Here is a 16,818-nt window from a genome sequence, read left to right as displayed (position 1 = left end):
GGGAATCATGCCATCGGTCAAAAGACCGAAACTGGCGTACTAGCTGGTTGATGCCATCTCGATCATTCAGAATGAGTATTCTCACCCCTATGGGAACGGCGGCAACTCAGTCGTCGATGGGAATGACCGCGATGATATGGTCCTCGTAGGCCTCCTCGGGCACGCCCCGGCTGGAGACGGCGAAGCCGCGCACGCTGACTCCCTTGCGGTGCATGCGTCGTGAATCGCCGGAGAGCAGCGGGTGCCAGCGAGCCAGCTTGCGACCCTCCGCCACCCGCCGGTAGGCGCAGGAGTAGGGCAGCCAGCGGAACTCGTCGACCCGTTCCGGGGTGAGCCGGGTGCAGTCCGGCACCCGGTCGAAGCGGTTGGCATAGTCGCTGCAGCGGCAGCTGCCGATGTCCAGCAGCTCGCAGGCCAGGTCGAGCACCGCCAGTTCGCCGCTGTCATCGTCCTGGAACTTGAGCAGGCAGCATTGGCCGCAGCCATCGCACAACGCCTCCCACTCCTCGGCGGTCAGCTCCGCCAACGGGAAGCGCTCCCAGAACCGCTCCCTCATCAATAACGCGCCTCGGTGGGGGCCCGATAGAGGTCGAGCAGGTACTCGTCCCTGGCCGGGGGCATCTGCAGGTAGAAGCCCTGGTCGCGGATGGCGGCCATGACGTCGGCGGCCTTCGTCCGGGCCAGGGGCTTGTCGGGGGTCAGCATCAGCATCAGGGCCGGCAGTGGCTTGCCGAAGCGCTCGAGCAGCGCCTCGGGCACCCGCTCGAGTCCCTCGCGCTTGTCCACGTAGAGGTACATCTCGTCCCGGCGCGGGCTCTTGAACACCTGGCACAGCAGGCGGTCCGCGGTCTTTCTCGCGTCACTCATCGGGGCAGCTCCTCCAGGGCCTTCGCCAGGCCCGCGTTCAGTCGCTCGCCGCGCCAGCCGCCGGGCAGTGGCAGCGCCTCGCCGTCCAGCTCGGCGGTCACCAGCGCCTCCAGGTCGCGGCGGCGCATCAGCACCTCCGGCGCCAGCCCCAGCGATTCGGCCTCGGCGTTGACCACCTTCTTCAGCGCCTTGAGACACCGCTTGAAATCGGGCGCCGTGGGTGGCGGCAGGACCGGTGGCAACGCCGCCTCGTCCTGGTGACGCGCCTCGGCCACCAGGGCCAGCAGGGTATCGCCCTCGCGCTTGACCAGCCCCGGCTTGACGCCGTCGATACGCGCCAGTTCGTAGCGGTTCGCGGGCATCGCCTCGGCGATGGCATACAGCACCCGGTCGTGCACCACCCAGCCCCGCGGCAGGTCGCGGGCCCGCGCCTCACCCTCGCGCCAGGTGGTGAGCCGCCGGTAGGCCTCGACCTGGCGCGGCGCCAACCGCCACAACTGGCGCTGGCGGAGGTACCACTGGCCATCGGCTTCCTCGCTGCGCCCCGCCTGGGCGAGCAGCTCGGTGCTGTCGTCCTGCAGCCAGTCCAGGCGTCCGTGACGCTCCAGCGCCTCGCGCTGCTGGCACCACACCTCCACCAGGTAGACGACATCCAGGGCCGCATACTGCACCTGGGTCTCGCTCAGGGGGCGCGCCAGCCAGTCCGAGCGGGTCTCGTCCTTGGGCAGGGTCTCCCCGGTCCAGTATTCGACCAGCTTCTGGTAGCCCATGGCCGGGTTCTCGCCCAGCAGGCCCTGGGCCACCTGGGTATCCACCAGGGGGGCGGGGGTGACGCCGGCCCAGCGGGCGAACACCTCCAGGTCCTCGCTGGCGGCGTGCAGCAGCTTGAGCGGGCCCTCCGCGAGCAGCCGGCGGAAGGCGGGGGTGCACTCGACGACCAGGGGGTCGACCAACCAGGCCGGCCCTCCGGCGGAGAACTGGATCAGCGCCGGCACCGGGAAGAAGGTGTTTTCGCGGAAGAACTCGGTATCCAGGGCGACGACATCGGCGTCGGCCACCTCGGCGCAGGCAGCGTCGAGGGCCTCGGGGGTGTCGATCCAGTGAATCGCGGGGGTCAGGGACATGCGGGATTCCGACAGGACAGGGGTGGGACGGGGCTCACTCGCCGCGGAACGGCAGGCGGCCGTTGAAGGCGCGGCTCAGGGTGCCACCGTCGACGTACTCGAGTTCGCCGCCCATGGGTACGCCGTAGGCCAGCCGCGACAGGCGCACGCCGTGGGCGTCCAGCTGGGCGGCGATGTAGTGGGCGGTGGCCTCTCCCTCCACGGTGGGATTGGTCGCCAGGATCACCTCCTCCACGGCGCCCTCGGCGATGCGCGCCTCGAGCCGGTCGAGGCCGATGTCCTCGGGCCCGATGCCATCCAGCGGCGAGAGATGACCGTGCAGCACGAAATAGCGGCCACGGTAGCCGCCCGCCTCCTCGATGGCCAGTTGGTCGGCAGGCGACTCCACCACGCAGAGCAGGGCATCGTCGCGCCGAGGGCTCTCGCACAGCGCACAGACCTCCTCCTCGGTGAGGGTGCGGCAGCGCCGACAGTAGCCGACCCGCTCGAGCGCCACGTCGAGCACCTCGGCCAGGCGCCGGCCACCGTCGCGGTCGCGCTCCAGCAGGTGCATGGCCATGCGCTGGGCGGTCTTGGGGCCGACGCCGGGCAGCACCCGTAGCGACTCCATCAACCGCTCCACCAGGGGAGAAAAGCTCATAGAGATTCAGGGTTCTCCGCAGATCGGCGTGAAACTGTTGCCGGTGGCATACTTCACGGCAAGGGGCGATGAACCGGATCTAGAACGGCATCTTGAAGCCGGGGGGCAGGTTCAGCCCCTCGGTGGCTTCCTCCATCCGGGCCTTGGAGTTGGCCTCCACCTTGCGCACGGCATCGTTCACCGCGGCGGCCAGCAGATCCTCCAGGAGCTCCTTGTCTTCCTCCATGACGCTCGGGTCGATGTCGACCTTGCTGACGTCGTGGCGGCCGTTCATGGTGACCCTGACCATGCCCGCGCCCGCTTCGCCCAGCACCTCGGCCTTGGCGATCTCCTCCTGGACGCGCTGCATCTTCTCCTGCATCTCCTGGGCCTGCTTCATGATGTTGCCCATTCCACCCTTCATCATGGGGATTCCTCTCTGTCTGAACACTAGGGTTGTGACCGGGATGGCGTCCCGCCGTTCAGCCGCGCGCCGCGGCGTCGACGGGCTTCACCGTGGATTCTATCAGCCGGGCGCCGAAGGCCTGCTGCAGCTTCTGTATATGGGGGTCGCGGCTGAGCGCCTCCACCGCCTCGGCATGGCGCTGGGCCGCCAGGCGTTCGGCCTGCTGGCGCGGCGTCTCGACGCCCTCGGGCAGCGGCCCCTCCTCCACCACCAGGCGGCGGGGGACGCCATGCTCGGCCAGCGCCTGCTGCATGCGCTGCACATGGACCTCGGCCTGCATGGCCGAGAGCGACGGGTCGAGGCGTAGCCGCAGGCACTCACCGTCGTCGGCCTCGACCACGCAGTTGGCGGCCAGGTTACGGGTCAGCCCGCCCAGCCCCAGGGATTCGAAGCCGGCCAGCCAGTCGGCGTGACCGAAGCGGTCGCGCCCGCCCGCGCCCTCGGCCGGGGCAAGCTGCGACGCCTCCCGCGGTGCCGGCTCGGTATCGGCGGCGGGCGGTTCCGGAGCGGGCGGCGGTGCGTCGGCCGCGCCCGGCACGGGGGGAGCGCTGGTGCTCGCGGTACCGGTCGTGGCGCTTGGCGCCGCCTCCTGCGTTGCCACGGGCTCGGGGGCCTCGACCCAGGGCGGCGGTGGAGCCGGCGCTGGCTCGGGCTCGGCAGGAGCCTCGCTGGCCGAGACCGCCTCGGGAGCCGGCACCTCCTGGGCCTCGCTGGCAGGCCGCTGCGGGGCGGAGGGAGCCTCGGCCAGCGTCGGGCCGCCGGACGCCGCCGGCGCGGCGTCCGCCTGGCTCGCGACGGCCCCGCCGCTCGGCCCCTCGGCGCCGTCGTCCGGCGTCTGGCCGCGCAACGGCAGCGGCGTCTTCGCCGGCCTGGGTACCCCCTGGGGGCGGAAGGCGAGCATGCGCAGCAGGGTCATCTCCAGCGCCATGCGCAGGTCCGGGGCATGCTCCATGTCGCCACGCCCCTGGATGCCGATCTGGTAGTAGAGTTGCACGTCCTCGGCGGTGAAGCGCGAGGCCAGCTGCAACAGCGCCTCGCGGTCGCCCTGGCCGTTGTCCAGGGCCTCGGGCACCATCTGGGCGATGGCCAGGCGGTGCAGCAGCCCGGTGAGCTCGTCGAGCACGCCGGCGAAGTCCGGGCCGCGCTCGGCCAGCGCCGCCACCTCGGCGAGCAGCCGAGCGGCATCCACCTCGGCCAGGGCCTCGACCAGCGTCAGCACGTGGCGTTGATCCAGGGTACCCAGCATGGCGGCCACGTCGGCATGCTCGACGCGTCCCTGGCCGAAGGCGATGGCCTGGTCGGTGAGGCTCATGGCGTCGCGCATGGAGCCCTCGGCGGCACGGCCCAACAGCCACAGGGCGCTTGCCTCGAAGGGCACCGCCTCGGCCTCGAGCACCCGGCCGAGGTGCTCGACGATGCGCTCCGGCGGCATGTGCTTGAGGGTGAACTGCAGGCAGCGCGACAGCACCGTGGCGGGCAGCTTCTGCGGATCGGTGGTAGCGAGCAGGAACTTCACGTGGGGCGGCGGCTCTTCCAGGGTCTTGAGCAGCGCATTGAAGCTGCTGGTGGAGAGCATGTGCACCTCGTCGATCAGGTACACCTTGTAGCGCCCCTGGGTCGGCGCGTACTGGACGTTGTCGAGCAGCTCGCGGGTGTCCTCGACCTTGGTGCGCGAGGCGGCGTCCACCTCGATGAGGTCGACGAAGCGCCCCTCGTCGATGGCGTGGCAGCTGTCGCACTCCCCGCAGGGGGTCGAGGTGATGCCCTCGTCGCCGCGGCCGCCGGCGGTGCAGTTCAGGCACTTGGCCAGGATCCGCGCCAGGGTCGTCTTGCCCACCCCGCGGGTGCCGGTGAACAGGTAGGCGTGGTGCAGCCGGCCCTGGTCCAGGGCATTGACCAGCGCGCGCTGGACGTGCTCCTGGCCGACCAGTTCATGGAAGGTACGCGGTCGCCACTTGCGGGCCAGAACCTGATAGCTCATGCAGCGCGGTGTCCTTGCGTGGAAGCGGGGGCCGGGCGAGCCGGCATGAATCGTTCATTCTAGCGTCCGGGGCCAGCCGCGGAAAGCGACGCCGCCGAGCGGGACGCTCGGCCTCAGCCCCGGCAGACGCGGTTGCGCCCCGCCGCCTTGGCCCGGTACAGGGCGCGGTCGGCCCGCGCCCAGAGGTGATGAAGGCGCTCGTCGGTCTCGATCGCCTCGGTTACCCCGGCGCTCAGGGTCACCCGGAAGGGCCCCTTCTCCTCGCTGCAGAACGGCTCGTCGACCATCACCGCACAGAGGTCCTCGGCGATCCGTTCGCCTCCCGACGCCTCGGTCCCCGGCAGCAACAGCAGGAACTCCTCGCCGCCGGTGCGGCCGGCGATATCGGTCTCACGCAGGCGTTCCTCCAGGATGGCGGCGAGACGTTTCAGTACCGCGTCGCCGGCGGCATGACCATGCCGGTCGTTGATTCTCTTGAAGTTATCGAGGTCGAACATCACCACCGAGAAGGGCGTGCCGTAACGGCGGAAGCGCGACATCTCCTCCTCCATGCAGGCCAGCAGGTGACGACGGTTGTAGAGCCCGGTGAGGGCGTCGGTCACCGAGAGGTGACGCAGCCGCGCCTCGAGTTCCTTGCGCTGGTCGATCAGGAAGATCAGGCCGTGCCAGATGGTACTGCCATCCGGCTGGCGCTCGGGGCTCGACCGTCCCTCCACCCAGTGCCAGTCTTCACCGGCCCGGGCCCGGTACTCGCACTGCCAGTCCTCCAGGGTGCGGGCCGAGAGTTCGATGCTCTCCATGACCCGCGACAGGTCCTCGGGATGGATGGCGTCGAAGACCAGGGAGGGGTCGCGCTGCACCTGCTCGGGTGTCACGCCATAGAAGTCCTTGACCCGATCGCTGGTGTAGGGAAAGGAGGGACGCCCCTCGGCATCGAGCACGAAGGTGTAGATCACGCCGGGTATGCTGCGCGCCAGACGCACCCAGCGCCGCCGTTCCTCCTGGCGTTGGGTGACGTCCTCCAGCACTCCGACCAGGCGGACGGGACGGCCCCCGGCATCGTGATAGAACACGCCGCTGCGATCGTGGACCCAGATCCAGTGGCCGTCCCCACGGCGCAAACGGTAGACGGCGTCGAAACCGGCGCCCCGCTCCGCCCTGGCGGCCTCGGCATCGAAACGCGGCCGATCCTCGTCATGCACGCGCTCCGCCCAGCGCTCGATGGAGAGCCGCCGCCACTCCGCGTCGGGCAGCGCCAGTATCGCCTCCAGACGCGCATCGCCACCTATCCAGCCATCGATGAGGTCCCACTCCCAGAGCCCCACACCGGTCAGCGCCAGCACCGACTCGAGGGTCCGGTGGGCCTGTTCCCGGGTGGCCAGTCGCATCCTGTCCATCCGCTCACTCCCCGCCTGGGGACATGGTTTCCGGATAGTGTGGCCCGTCGGCGACCGGGCTCCAAGGAAACCGCTTTCCACGCAAGGCGAGCGGCCGGGCCCGGTCGCCGGCCGACCGGATCAGGTGGCGCACGCGCGCTCGAAACCGCTCAGGACATTGGCCACGTTGACGCCGATCTCCTCCACGGCGTAGCCGCCCTCCATGAGGAAGACGGCCGGCAGGCCCACCCCGGCCAGGCGCTCGCCTACCTCGAGGAAGTCCTCGCTGGCCAGGCGGAAGGCGCTGATCGGATCGCCCGCGAAGGTGTCCACACCCAGCGAGACGATGAGCAGCTCGCAGTCCGTCTCGGCGATGCGCGCCTTGGCGGCCTCCAGCACGTTCAGCCACACCTCCGGCCCCGTCCCCGGCGGCAGCGGGTAGTTGACGTTGTAGCCGGCCCCGTCGCCCTCGCCCACCTCATCGGCATGGCCCAGGAAGTACGGGAAACACTCCAGGGGATCGCCGTGGATCGACAGGAAGAGCACGTCGTCGCAGGAGTAGAAGATCTGCTGGGTGCCGTTGCCGTGATGGAAGTCGATATCGAGGATCGCCACCCGCCGCTTGCCGGCCTCCAGCGCACGCCGGGCGGCGATGGCGGCGTTATTGAAGAAGCAGTAGCCGCCGAACTGGTCGACCGCGGCGTGATGGCCCGGCGGCCGGCACAGGCCGAAGGCCGGCCCGCCGTCGGCCAGCACGTGCTCCAGCGCCGACAGCGCCACGTCCTTGCTGGCCATGGCCGCCTCGAAGGTGCCCGCGCAGATGGAGGTATCAGCGCCTAACGCGTAGTGCCCCAGCCGGCCATCGACGCAGCGCGGAATGCGCCGCGCCGGCATGGTACGGGTGGGCCAGATCCAGGCGATCGCCTCGCCCTTGCGGCCCAGCGCGCGCCAGTCGTCCCAGCAGGTCGCCAGGAAGTCGACGTAGTCGGCGTCGTGCACCGCCAGCACCGGCTCGAGTCCGTGCTCCCGAGGCGCCTGCACGTCATCGAGGCCGGCCGATCTCAGCCCCTCCAGGATCATATCGACCCGCTCGGGACACTCCCAGGGGGGCACCAACTGCCCGCCGTCGAGTTCCGTTTTCGCGCGGCGCGCCTTGGTGGTCTCGGAATGGACGATGATCATGGCGCTATCTCCTGTGCGGCTCTCCCGTACGACCAGGCCATGACCATGCCATGGTCGAGGGAACGCGGCCAGCAGCAGCAGATGATTCGGAGCGGGTGACAGAAAACCGGGGGGAGGGGCACAAATGGAGGCGGCCCCGACAGCCGCATCCCGGCACACGCGGCCACCGCTACCGTTGCTCCCTTCCGGGCCTGGCGGGGTTCGCGGCTTGGCGTTGCGGGAGGACCGACGGGGCCACCACAGCGCGGCATCCACTGACGATGCCGAAGGCCACTCGGCAGCGCTTGGCGTTGTCGATCAACGCCTTGCCGAGTGCGGGCGCACTATATCAGCGTGCCGGCGGGCGAGCAAGGGCAGCCGTGTGACGCGGCGATAAATGTGAAGCCTGGTGGAAGATGATATAGGATGAGGACAATCCCATTCACCAAGCGTTTCTCCTCCCCGCACGTCATGCGCAGGGAGCATCTACCCACCGCCGACATCTGGAGGCGCCCCATGAAGAAGGATCCGAACAAGGGCTACATCGCCCTGCTGGGCTGGAGCCTGAATGCCATCGAAGCCGCCGAGAACTTCGATCGACGCTACGTGGTGGTCGCCCCGGACTGGGCGGAGGAATACTGCCAGAAGCACGACATCCCCTACGTCTCCTGGAACTTCGAGCGGCTCAATGACCGCTCCATGGAGATCGCCGAGACCCTGCAGGAGATGGGCGTCAATGTGGCGATCCCGCTGTTCGAGGAGACCGTGGAGTGGGCCGGGGCCATCAACTCGGTACTGCTCGACAGTCCACGCCTCTACGGCCAGTCGCTGCTGCTGCGTGACAAGGCACTGATGAAGCGCCGCGCCCAGTTGGGCGGCATCCGCGTGGGCATCTTCGAGGAGGCCCACGACAAGGAGGACGTCGTGCGCTTCCTCAAGCGGGTCAACCAGACCTTGCTCAAGCTCGACGGCGACCCCAACGATCCCATCCACCTCAAGGCCTTCGACAAGGCCGGCTGCCTGGGCCATCGGGTGATCCGCACCCCGGACGAGGTCGATACCATTCCCGAGGAGGAGTTCCCGGTGCTGATGGAGTCGCACCTGGATGGCTGGGAATTCGCCGTGGAGGCCTGGATCCACGACGGCAAGATCGCCTTCCTCAACATCTCGGAATACGTGACCCTGGGCTATTCGGTGTTCGTGCCGGCCTCACCGGAGCTGGAACACTACCGGGCCCAAATCACCACCCAGATCGAGAAGTTGATCAAGGCCTTCGACATCGAGTTCGGCCTGATCCACCCCGAGTACTTCGTCACCAGCGACGGCGAGATGTACTTCGGCGAGGTCGCCTACCGGCCGCCGGGCTTCAAGGTCTTCGAACTGCTCGAGCGGGTCTACGGCTTCAACGCCTACCAGGCCAGCATGCTGGTCTTCGACCCCAAGTCCACGCCAGAAGAAGTCAGCGCCTTCTTCCCGAAAGAAGTGGTCGATGCCGACGGCTACGCCGGCTGCTTCGGCGTCTATCCGCGCCGCCGGGTGGTCAGCCGCCTGGAGATTCCCGAGGAGGTCGAGGACGACCCCTACTTCGAGTCCCACGAGCTGACCCCGCCCATGGAGGAGACGGTCACCAAGCGCACCGCCTTCGGCACCCACTGGGGCCTGGTCTACTTCAAAGGCGACGAGGCCGCGCGCATGAAGGAGCTGCTCAAGCATATGGAAGAGCTTGATTTCTATGTCTGATCAAGGCGTCATGGGGACATGACAGCCTGACGACAAGGAGTCGGCGTGACGACGCATGATGAGATGAACCCGGGTGGTGACGCGCCTGCCGACGATGCCAAGCTGCGCGGCCTGCTCGAGAAGCTCGACGAGTCGATCGCCCTGCTGGCTCAGGCCCGCGAGTTCGCCAAGCCCGGCAAGCTGCCCCGTGTGCTGGATACCGCCCGACGGGTGATGTTGCAGGAGGGAGGCTGTGCCGCGGTCGAACGGCGGGCCCAGGCCCTCGAGGAGGCCGGGGTCTTCCTCGGCTCCGACTGGGAGACGCCCCAGTACCTGGTCCCCACCCTGACCACTCCTGCGCTGAAGAGCCCCGACCCCAACAGCGTGGTGATCGAGGCGCTCAGCGAGCTGCGCCTGCTGGCGGTGGCCAAGGGGGACTACCTGCACCCCCAGGTCTCGGAGGAGCAGGCGCATCACTACCTGACCCAGACCATGGCCATCAACCTCTGGCTGCTGTTCGGCGCACCCACCGAGGCCGAACGCGAGACCCAGGGGCGGCTGGCCCAGTTGCCGCGCAACCTCTTCCGCCACCTGGCCGAGCGCATCGGCTACGAGCACGTGATCGACCAGTTGATCGAGGAGATCTGGCGGATCCTCGAGCAACGGCCGATCCAGGTGGAGCCGGTCAAGCAGATGATCACCCAGATCGCCATCTGCCAGGCCAACCCCGAGATCGACCTGGGCGCCAGCGGCCAGGGTGCCGACCGCCTGGTGAGCTCACTGTTCGGCCCCACCCGGGCCTGCCGCGAGGACCCGGGCCTGGAGGTCTACCGCGAGCGCCTGTCCAGCATGGACGCCGCCGCCCTGCAGGGGGAAGCCACCGGCTTCGCCCGCGCCATGCACGACACCGGCCTGGTCTCCGCCTACCATCCGGTACTGTTGCGCCACCTGCTGGACCACAGTGATCACCTGCTGTCCGAGGCGCTGGGGCTCTCCTCCACCGGCCGCGACTGCCTGATGTGCTACCGCGAGCTGGTCCACGCGCTGATACGCAGCGGCGTGCACCCGGCCACGCCCCAGGCGGTCTACGGCCTGGCACTGATGCTCGAGCGCGGCATCCTCTACCAGCCGCCGGTGGCCCCGGCCATGTGGCGCCAGCTGGGCTTGACCCTCTCGGAGTGGTCGCAGGCCAGGCTCAACCTGGCCTTCGGCGATGGCATCTCGCCCCGCGCCCGCCTGCTGGAGGGGGTGCTATGCATGCTGGGACTGCCGCTGGGCGTCGGCCAGGGCAACAACCCCACCTGCCAGTCGGCCCGGGCGCTCTCCATGTGGGCCTACAACGACCCGGACTACCTGCTGCAGATGGTCGCCTGGGCGGCGCGTGACGACGAGATCATCATGCACTTCGAGGGCATGCCGCTCTCCTCCATGGCCAGCCTGTCCGGCGTCGCCCAGACCCTGCCCATGGACCTCGACTCGGTCTCGCTGATCGTGGTCCCGCACCTGGATCGCATCTACGCCGAGATGGGACGACGCTGCATCGGCCGCGAAGGCGACCCTCACCGCTGGGTCAATCCGGAGTTCCACGGCTGGTGGGCCGGTCGTGGCTTTCGCATCAACGTCGACGTGGCCACCGGCCAGCTGGAGGACCTGGACACCTTCCTGCGCCACTTCTATGCCAGCTACCACCCCTACTACAACGGCAACCAGCCGCTGATCCATCCCCAGCCGGCGGGCATCGCCGTCACCGACAACGCGTCCCGCTTCATCGGCTGGCATGCCATCACGCTGCTGCGGGTCAACCTCGACCCCCACGACGTGATGCGGGTCTACTTCTTCAACCCCAACAACGACAGCGGCCAGGACTGGGGAGACGGCATCAAGGTCAGCACCTCCGACCACGGTGAACGTTTCGGCGAATCCTCGCTGCCCTTCGAGCAGCTCGCCTCACGGCTCTACATCTTCCATTACGACCCCCTGGAGCGTGGCGAACTGGCCCAGGTCACCCAGGAGGAGCTGGACCGCGTGATCGGCTACATCCACCGCAGCTGGGGCGCCGACAGGCTTCCCCCCGCCGGCCTGCAGGCCGACGGGGGGCCCGGTGCGCACTGAGGTGCCATCGGGCCTCGCGTCAGGAGGTCTTCCGCCCCAGCCAGCGGGCCCAGAACGGCGCCACCAGCATCAGGGCCACCATGCGCAGCAGGTGGTGGAAGGCCACGAACACCGGGTCCAGGTCCAGCGCCACGGCGAGGATCGCCATCTCGCCGATGCCGCCCGGCGCCAGTGCCAGCAGGGCCACGTCCCGTGGCACCCCGACCCAGCGGTGGATCAGTTCGGCGAAGGCGGCCAGCACCGCCAGGGCCAGCAGGGTGGCCACGGCAGCCTCGGCCAGGTAGCGCCCCAGCTTCGCCGAGGAGAGCCCCCGGAAGCGTGCCCCGATGGCGCTGCCCAGCACCCAGAGCATCAGCGCCATCCCCCAGTCGGGCAGCTGCAGGCGGGTGACGCCGAAGCCGGAGAGCAGCGCGGCGCACAGCAAGGGAGTCAGCAGCGCCGGGGTGGGCAGGCGCACCCAGCGCCCCAGCGGGATCACCAGCGGCAGCAGTAGCAGCAGCCCGAGCCCGCCGACGGCCGGGGAAGCCGCCTCCGCGGCGGACGCCGGCTCCTCCAGGGCCCAGAACAGCGGCGGCAGGAAGAGCACCACCAGCACCACGCGCAGCGACTGGGCGATGGCGATGCGTCGCGGGTCGCCGCCACACTGCTCGCCCATCAGGATCATCGCCGTCATCGCCCCCGGCGCCGAGGCGAACCAGGCACTCACCGAGTCGAAGCCGCAATGCCGGTACCAGGCCGCCGCCGCCGCGGTGGAGGCCGCCACCCCGACCAGCAGCAGCGCCATGGAGAGCGGCCACTCCAGCACCCGCGAGGCCAGCTCCGGGGTCACCTGGCTGCCCAGCACCAGTCCCAGCACGCCGAGGAAGGCCTCGCGCAGGCGCTCCGGTACCCGCACGTCGGCGCCGCGCGCCGAGGCGATCAGGTTGGCGCTGAGCGGCCCCAGCATCCAGGCCAGGGGCAAGCCGATGAAATGGAACACCACCCCGCCCAGGACGCCGATGCCCAGGGCGCGTGCCAATGCCTTGCCTGCCGCCTGATCCACTCCGGCTCCTTGTTATCCGGCTAACGAGTTGCCCATTATCGCACGCCCCGGCCGGGCGGCTATAATGCTGGCCCACTGCCCACGCTCCGGTGTTGCCCATGCCGCGTCTCGACCAGCTCCTCGTCACCCAGGGCCTGGCCCGCTCCCGCACCCGTGCCCAGCGGCTGATCCGCCACGGCCGGGTGCGCCTGGCCGACTCCGGCCGGGTGCTCGCCAAGCCGGGAGAGAAACTGGCCGACGCGACGCGCCTGAGGGTGGAGGACGACCCAGAGGAGCGCTACGTCTCGCGGGCCGGGCTCAAGCTGGAGGCGCTGATCGAGGCCCTGGGCCTGGATCTCACCGGCCGGCTGGTGCTGGACGTGGGCCAGTCCAGCGGCGGCTTCACCGACTGCGCCCTGCGCGCCGGCGCCCGCCACGTGATCGGCGTGGAGGTGGGCCACGACCAGCTCGACCCGACACTGCGCCATGACCCGCGGGTGACCTGCCTGGAGGGGCTCAACGCCCGGGCCATGGCCGGCGAGGCACGACTACGCGCGGCCCTGGCCGCCCAGGGAGCCGGCGGCGGCCCGGAACTCGCCGTGATGGACGTCTCCTTCATCTCCCAGACGCTGATCCTGCCCGAACTGGCCGCCCTGCTGGCGCCAGGCGCCGAGCTGGCCAGCCTGGTCAAGCCGCAGTTCGAGGTGGGGCCGGGCGGGGTCAACGCCCGGGGCCTGGTGACCGATCCGGCCCGCTACGCCGAGGTGAAGGCGCGAATCCGCACCTGCTGCGCCGGCCTGGGCCTGCGCATCCTGCACTGGCAGGCAAGCCCGCTGCTGGGTGGCGACGGCAACCGCGAGTTCCTGCTCCACGCCGTGCGCGAAGACGGCTGAGCGGCGCCTCAGCGCCCGTCGCCACCGTCGCCCTCATGGAAGTCGCCCGGGTCGCCACGGCTGCCCGGCGGCGGGAAGGCCGGGTCGGTCACCCGGCCGGGCGTAGCGCTCTGCACCTGCTTCCTGACCCCGTCGGATCGATGCAGCCAGACATCGAGCTGGTTGAAGGCGATATCGACCTCGTGCTCGGCGAACAGCTCGCCCACCCGGCAGTTGATCTCGTCGGTGGCGAACAGCCGGTCGCCGAGGCTGTTGACGAAGATGCGCAGCTCGAAGTTGAGCGTGCTATCGCCGTAGGCCATGAAGAACACCTGGGGCTCGGGGTCGGCCAGGACGCGTGGGTTCTCGTCGGCGGCCTGGCGCAGCAGCCGATGCACCAGGCGATGGTCCGAGCCGTAGGCGACCCCGTAGCCGAGCACCACCCGGGTGATCGTATCCGACAACGACCAGTTGATCAGTTGGTCGGTGACGAAGGTCTTGTTGGGGATGATGATCTCCTTGCGGTCGAAGTCGGTGACCGTGGTGGCGCGGATGCGGATCTTGCTCACCGTGCCGGTCAGGTTGCCCAGGGTCACGGTGTCGCCGATGCGCACCGGCCGCTCGAAGAGGATGATCAGCCCCGAGACGAAGTTGGCGAAGATCTCCTGCAGGCCGAAGCCCAGGCCCACGCCCAGCGCCGCCACCAGCCACTGCAGCTGGCTCCAGGCCACGCCCAGGGCACCCAGTGCCGTCACCACACCGGTCCCGACGATGGTGTAGGAGAGCAGCGAGGTGATGGCATAGCTGCTGCCCTGCTTGAGCGCCAGGCGCGACAGCACCATTACCTCCAGCAGGCCCGGCAGGTTGCGGGCCATCATCAGGGTCAGGGCGACGATCAGTAGCGCCGCGAAGAAGTCCGCCACCGACAGGGCATCGGTCACCAGGTCGTCGGCGCCATCGCCCTCGCCTCCCCAGATCGCCACCTCCTCCAGGTAGCCGAGTACGGTCAGCAGGTCGGCCCACACCAGGTAGAGCAGCAGCACGAAGCCGATCAGCAGGATCAGCTTGGAGAGCCGCAGCGACTGCTGGTTGATCTGCTCCATGTCCAGCGGCGGTTCCTCGACCACCTCCAGTCCCCCCTCGGCGCTCTCCCTGGCCTCGGCACGGCGCCGCGCCAGGGCCCGTCGGAAGGCGAGCCGCCGCGCCGCCACGGCCAGGCCGCGCACCACCGTGGCCTCCACCAGGATCCACAGCCCCAGCAGGTAGAGGGTGATGGCGAAGCGCGCCACCAGGCTCAGGGCGGTGTACTCGTAGCCGGCGAGGATCAGGCCGACCAGTCCCAGGGGCACCGCCGCCATGGCCAGCCCCAGTATCAGCCGGAACAGCTTGACCCCGAAGAAGGGCGTGTGGGACAGGATCAGCCGCGCCAGGACCAGGCTCATGGCGAGCAGGCCCAGCAGCAGCAGCCCCAGCGCCAGGGGGCGATGACTGAGGCCGAACTCGGCGCCCCGCGCCAGGGTGGCGATGCCCAGCACCGGCACCAGCGCCAGCCCCAGCCCGCCCAACAGGCGACGCAGGCGGGTCGCATAGGCCGTCGGCCAGTGGAAGTGCTGGGTGGCCACGCCGTCCGCCACCAGTAGCCGTCGCGCCCAGGCGATCACCCCCCAGGCCAGCGCCAGCTGCAACCCGGCCAGGCCCACTGCCTGGCCGAGGGTCGCGGTGCCCAACAGCAGTGCCAGGCCCAGGCCGGCGAGGGTCAGGGGGCCCGGCGCCGCCAGCAGGACGTTGAGCAACACGGCCTGGGGCGTGTGCAACTGGGTGTCGCTGCGCAGCCGGCCGATCTGCTCGTGGAGCCGGGCCAGCCGCGCCTGGATGCGCCGTCGGCAGGCCAGCAGCCCCAGCGCCAGCAACAGCGCCGGCAGGCCCACCAGGGCCCTGGTGGAAGGCACCGCCCAGCCTGTCGGCAGCGCCAGGCGCCATTCGCCCTCGCGCCACTCCAGCGCCAGGTTGGCGGGCAGCTGGCGCAGCCAGGCCAGGTCCAGGGGGCGGGTGTTGGCCACCCAGAAGAGCTGCTCGTCGATGGTGGTACGCAGCTCACGCGAGGTCTCCAGCAGCTGCTGCTGGTTGAGCTGCAGCTCGATGGCCGAGCTGAGCAGGCTGCCATAGGTCTGCTCCAGGCGGTCCACCAGCTCGCGGCGCGACTGGTAGAGACGCTGCAAGGAGTCGACCAGGGCGTCGTTGGCCTCGACCCCCGCCTCGCGCAGGCGCTGGTTGGCCAGGCGCTCGCCCTCGCGCAGGCCGTCGCGCTGGCGCACCAGGTCGAACTGGCGCAGGCGCAGGTCGGCGATCTCGTCCTGCAGGTCGCGGCGCGGGGCCACCTGGGGCAGGGAGCGGCGCTGCTCGCGCAGGATCCGCGACAGCAATATGGAGCCGCGAATCGCCTCGATCTGCTCGTTGAGGCTGCGCTGCAGCTGGCGCACCTGGTCGAGCTGACTGCGCACCGAGAGGCTCTCGCGGACCAGGGCGTTGCTGCGGTCATTGGCGCGCAACAGCTCCAGGCTGAGGTCACGATTGATCTGCTGGGCCCGCTCCAGCACCGGATGGCCCGCCTCCAGCAGCGGATCGTCGCGCACGGCATCGGCGATCGCCTGCTCGGAGGCCAGGCGTCGCTTGCGCTCGATGACGCTCTGCAGCAACACCAGCTCCGATTCCTGGCGGGCCAGTTGCTGGCTCAGCAGGTCGCGGCGCTGCTGGTCCAGCTCGCGCAACCGGGTATTGGTGCCCAGTTCGCGCTGGTGGTAGAGCAGGGTCGCCTCGGCCAGGCGACGCTCCACCTGGCGTTGCCAGCGCCGGGGGTCATCGGCGGCGGCACCCTGGGTGTCGAGCTCGTCCAGCGCCCGCCGGGCCTGTTCCACCTCCTGCATGGCCTCGGCGATCGTCTGCTGGGCACGCTCCGGCAGCGTCTGGGCGGTGATCAACTGGGCATTCACCTCGGCGAGGCGATCCTGCAGGCGCTGCAGATCCACCACCGCCTCCTGCTGGCGCCCCTGCAGCTCGTCCAGGGAGAGGTCGTCCAGGTCGGTGGCCGAGAGCTCCGCGGCCGCCTCCTCCTCGGCCCTGAGCTCACGCTCCAGGCGCAGCAACTCCGTCGGCGCCTCCTCGACCCGCGTCTCCAGGGACTCCTGGCGCTCCTCCAGCTCCGCCAGCGCCTCCAGGTCGGCGAGCACCTCGGAGAGCACCTCGATGGTCTGCTGCCGCTGCTCCGAGGGTTCGCCCTCCTCCGCCTCGGCCTGCAACGATGCCAGGCGCTCCTCGACGGCCGCTCGCTCCGGCAACGACGGCCGCTCAGCCGCCTGCTCCGGCTGCTGGGCCAGCGCCGGCAACCAGGCCAGCAGCGACAGCACGGCCATGACCAGCCGGCGCCAGCGCCACCCTTCCCACCGGGGCGACTTCGTCACCACCATTCCCTTCGCCGCCATGTCCTCTCGCCCCTCGCTCTG

At 69.8% G+C, this 16,818-nt stretch carries 13 protein-coding genes and 1 other RNA gene; 3 read left to right on the top strand and 11 right to left on the bottom strand.

Annotation, left to right across the window (positions count from 1 at the left end; translation table 11 throughout):
• Positions 1-106 precede the first annotated feature (106 nt).
• From QWY80_RS03165 to ffs, 9 genes are all read right to left on the bottom strand, one after another.
• Complete coding sequence (locus tag QWY80_RS03165; RefSeq protein ID WP_290229237.1) at positions 107-556, bottom strand: YcgN family cysteine cluster protein; 450 nt, start codon at positions 554-556, stop codon at positions 107-109.
• Positions 556-867, bottom strand: coding sequence for a YcgL domain-containing protein (locus tag QWY80_RS03160; RefSeq protein WP_290229235.1), 312 nt, complete (start codon positions 865-867; stop codon positions 556-558). The genes QWY80_RS03165 and QWY80_RS03160 overlap by 1 nt, the downstream gene beginning before the upstream one ends.
• Positions 864-1,991, bottom strand: a complete 1,128-nt coding sequence (rnd, locus tag QWY80_RS03155; RefSeq protein WP_290229234.1) for a ribonuclease D — start codon at positions 1,989-1,991, stop codon at positions 864-866. Before rnd ends, QWY80_RS03160 begins: the two co-directional genes overlap by 4 nt.
• A 34-nt stretch (positions 1,992-2,025) precedes the next feature.
• Positions 2,026-2,631 (bottom strand): recombination mediator RecR, encoded by a 606-nt coding sequence (recR, locus tag QWY80_RS03150; RefSeq protein WP_290229233.1) that lies wholly within the window; start codon positions 2,629-2,631, stop codon positions 2,026-2,028.
• Positions 2,632-2,710: 79 nt separating this feature from the next.
• Complete coding sequence (locus QWY80_RS03145; protein WP_290229231.1) at positions 2,711-3,037, bottom strand: YbaB/EbfC family nucleoid-associated protein; 327 nt, start codon at positions 3,035-3,037, stop codon at positions 2,711-2,713.
• A gap of 55 nt (positions 3,038-3,092) precedes the next feature.
• Positions 3,093-5,057, bottom strand: coding sequence for a DNA polymerase III subunit gamma/tau (gene dnaX / locus QWY80_RS03140; RefSeq protein ID WP_290229230.1), 1,965 nt, complete (start codon positions 5,055-5,057; stop codon positions 3,093-3,095).
• 113 nt (positions 5,058-5,170) lie between these two features.
• Entirely contained in the window at positions 5,171-6,454 is a 1,284-nt protein-coding gene (locus QWY80_RS03135; RefSeq protein ID WP_290229229.1) for a sensor domain-containing diguanylate cyclase, read from the bottom strand.
• A 120-nt stretch (positions 6,455-6,574) separates the two neighbouring features.
• Entirely contained in the window at positions 6,575-7,615 is a 1,041-nt protein-coding gene (locus QWY80_RS03130; RefSeq protein WP_290229228.1) for a histone deacetylase family protein, read from the bottom strand.
• Between the two features lie 134 nt (positions 7,616-7,749).
• An RNA gene (gene ffs / locus QWY80_RS03125) (signal recognition particle sRNA small type) lies at positions 7,750-7,846 on the bottom strand.
• Between the two features lie 264 nt (positions 7,847-8,110).
• Here ffs and QWY80_RS03120 point away from each other — a divergent pair.
• Positions 8,111-9,334 (top strand): ATP-grasp domain-containing protein, encoded by a 1,224-nt coding sequence (locus QWY80_RS03120; RefSeq protein ID WP_290229227.1) that lies wholly within the window; start codon positions 8,111-8,113, stop codon positions 9,332-9,334.
• A 63-nt stretch (positions 9,335-9,397) separates the two neighbouring features.
• Positions 9,398-11,425, top strand: coding sequence for a transporter permease (locus QWY80_RS03115; protein ID WP_290229458.1), 2,028 nt, complete (start codon positions 9,398-9,400; stop codon positions 11,423-11,425).
• A gap of 19 nt (positions 11,426-11,444) precedes the next feature.
• Here the strand turns inward: QWY80_RS03115 and QWY80_RS03110 are convergent, their stop codons facing one another.
• Entirely contained in the window at positions 11,445-12,467 is a 1,023-nt protein-coding gene (locus QWY80_RS03110; protein ID WP_290229225.1) for an AbrB family transcriptional regulator, read from the bottom strand.
• 98 nt (positions 12,468-12,565) lie between these two features.
• Here QWY80_RS03110 and QWY80_RS03105 point away from each other — a divergent pair, with 98 nt between their 5' ends.
• The gene (locus QWY80_RS03105) at positions 12,566-13,339 is read left to right on the top strand and encodes a TlyA family RNA methyltransferase (protein ID WP_290229224.1); all 774 of its coding nucleotides are present in this window, start codon (positions 12,566-12,568) and stop codon (positions 13,337-13,339) included.
• Positions 13,340-13,347: 8 nt separating this feature from the next.
• On the opposite strand, the gene mscK is transcribed toward QWY80_RS03105, so the two are convergent.
• Complete coding sequence (gene mscK / locus QWY80_RS03100; protein WP_290229222.1) at positions 13,348-16,797, bottom strand: mechanosensitive channel MscK; 3,450 nt, start codon at positions 16,795-16,797, stop codon at positions 13,348-13,350.
• Positions 16,798-16,818: the final 21 nt, after the last annotated feature.

The sequence above is a fragment of the Halomonas ramblicola genome, assembly GCF_030409215.1.
Lineage (GTDB): Bacteria > Pseudomonadota > Gammaproteobacteria > Pseudomonadales > Halomonadaceae > Halomonas > Halomonas ramblicola.
This window is presented reverse-complemented; position numbering and strand designations above follow the sequence as displayed.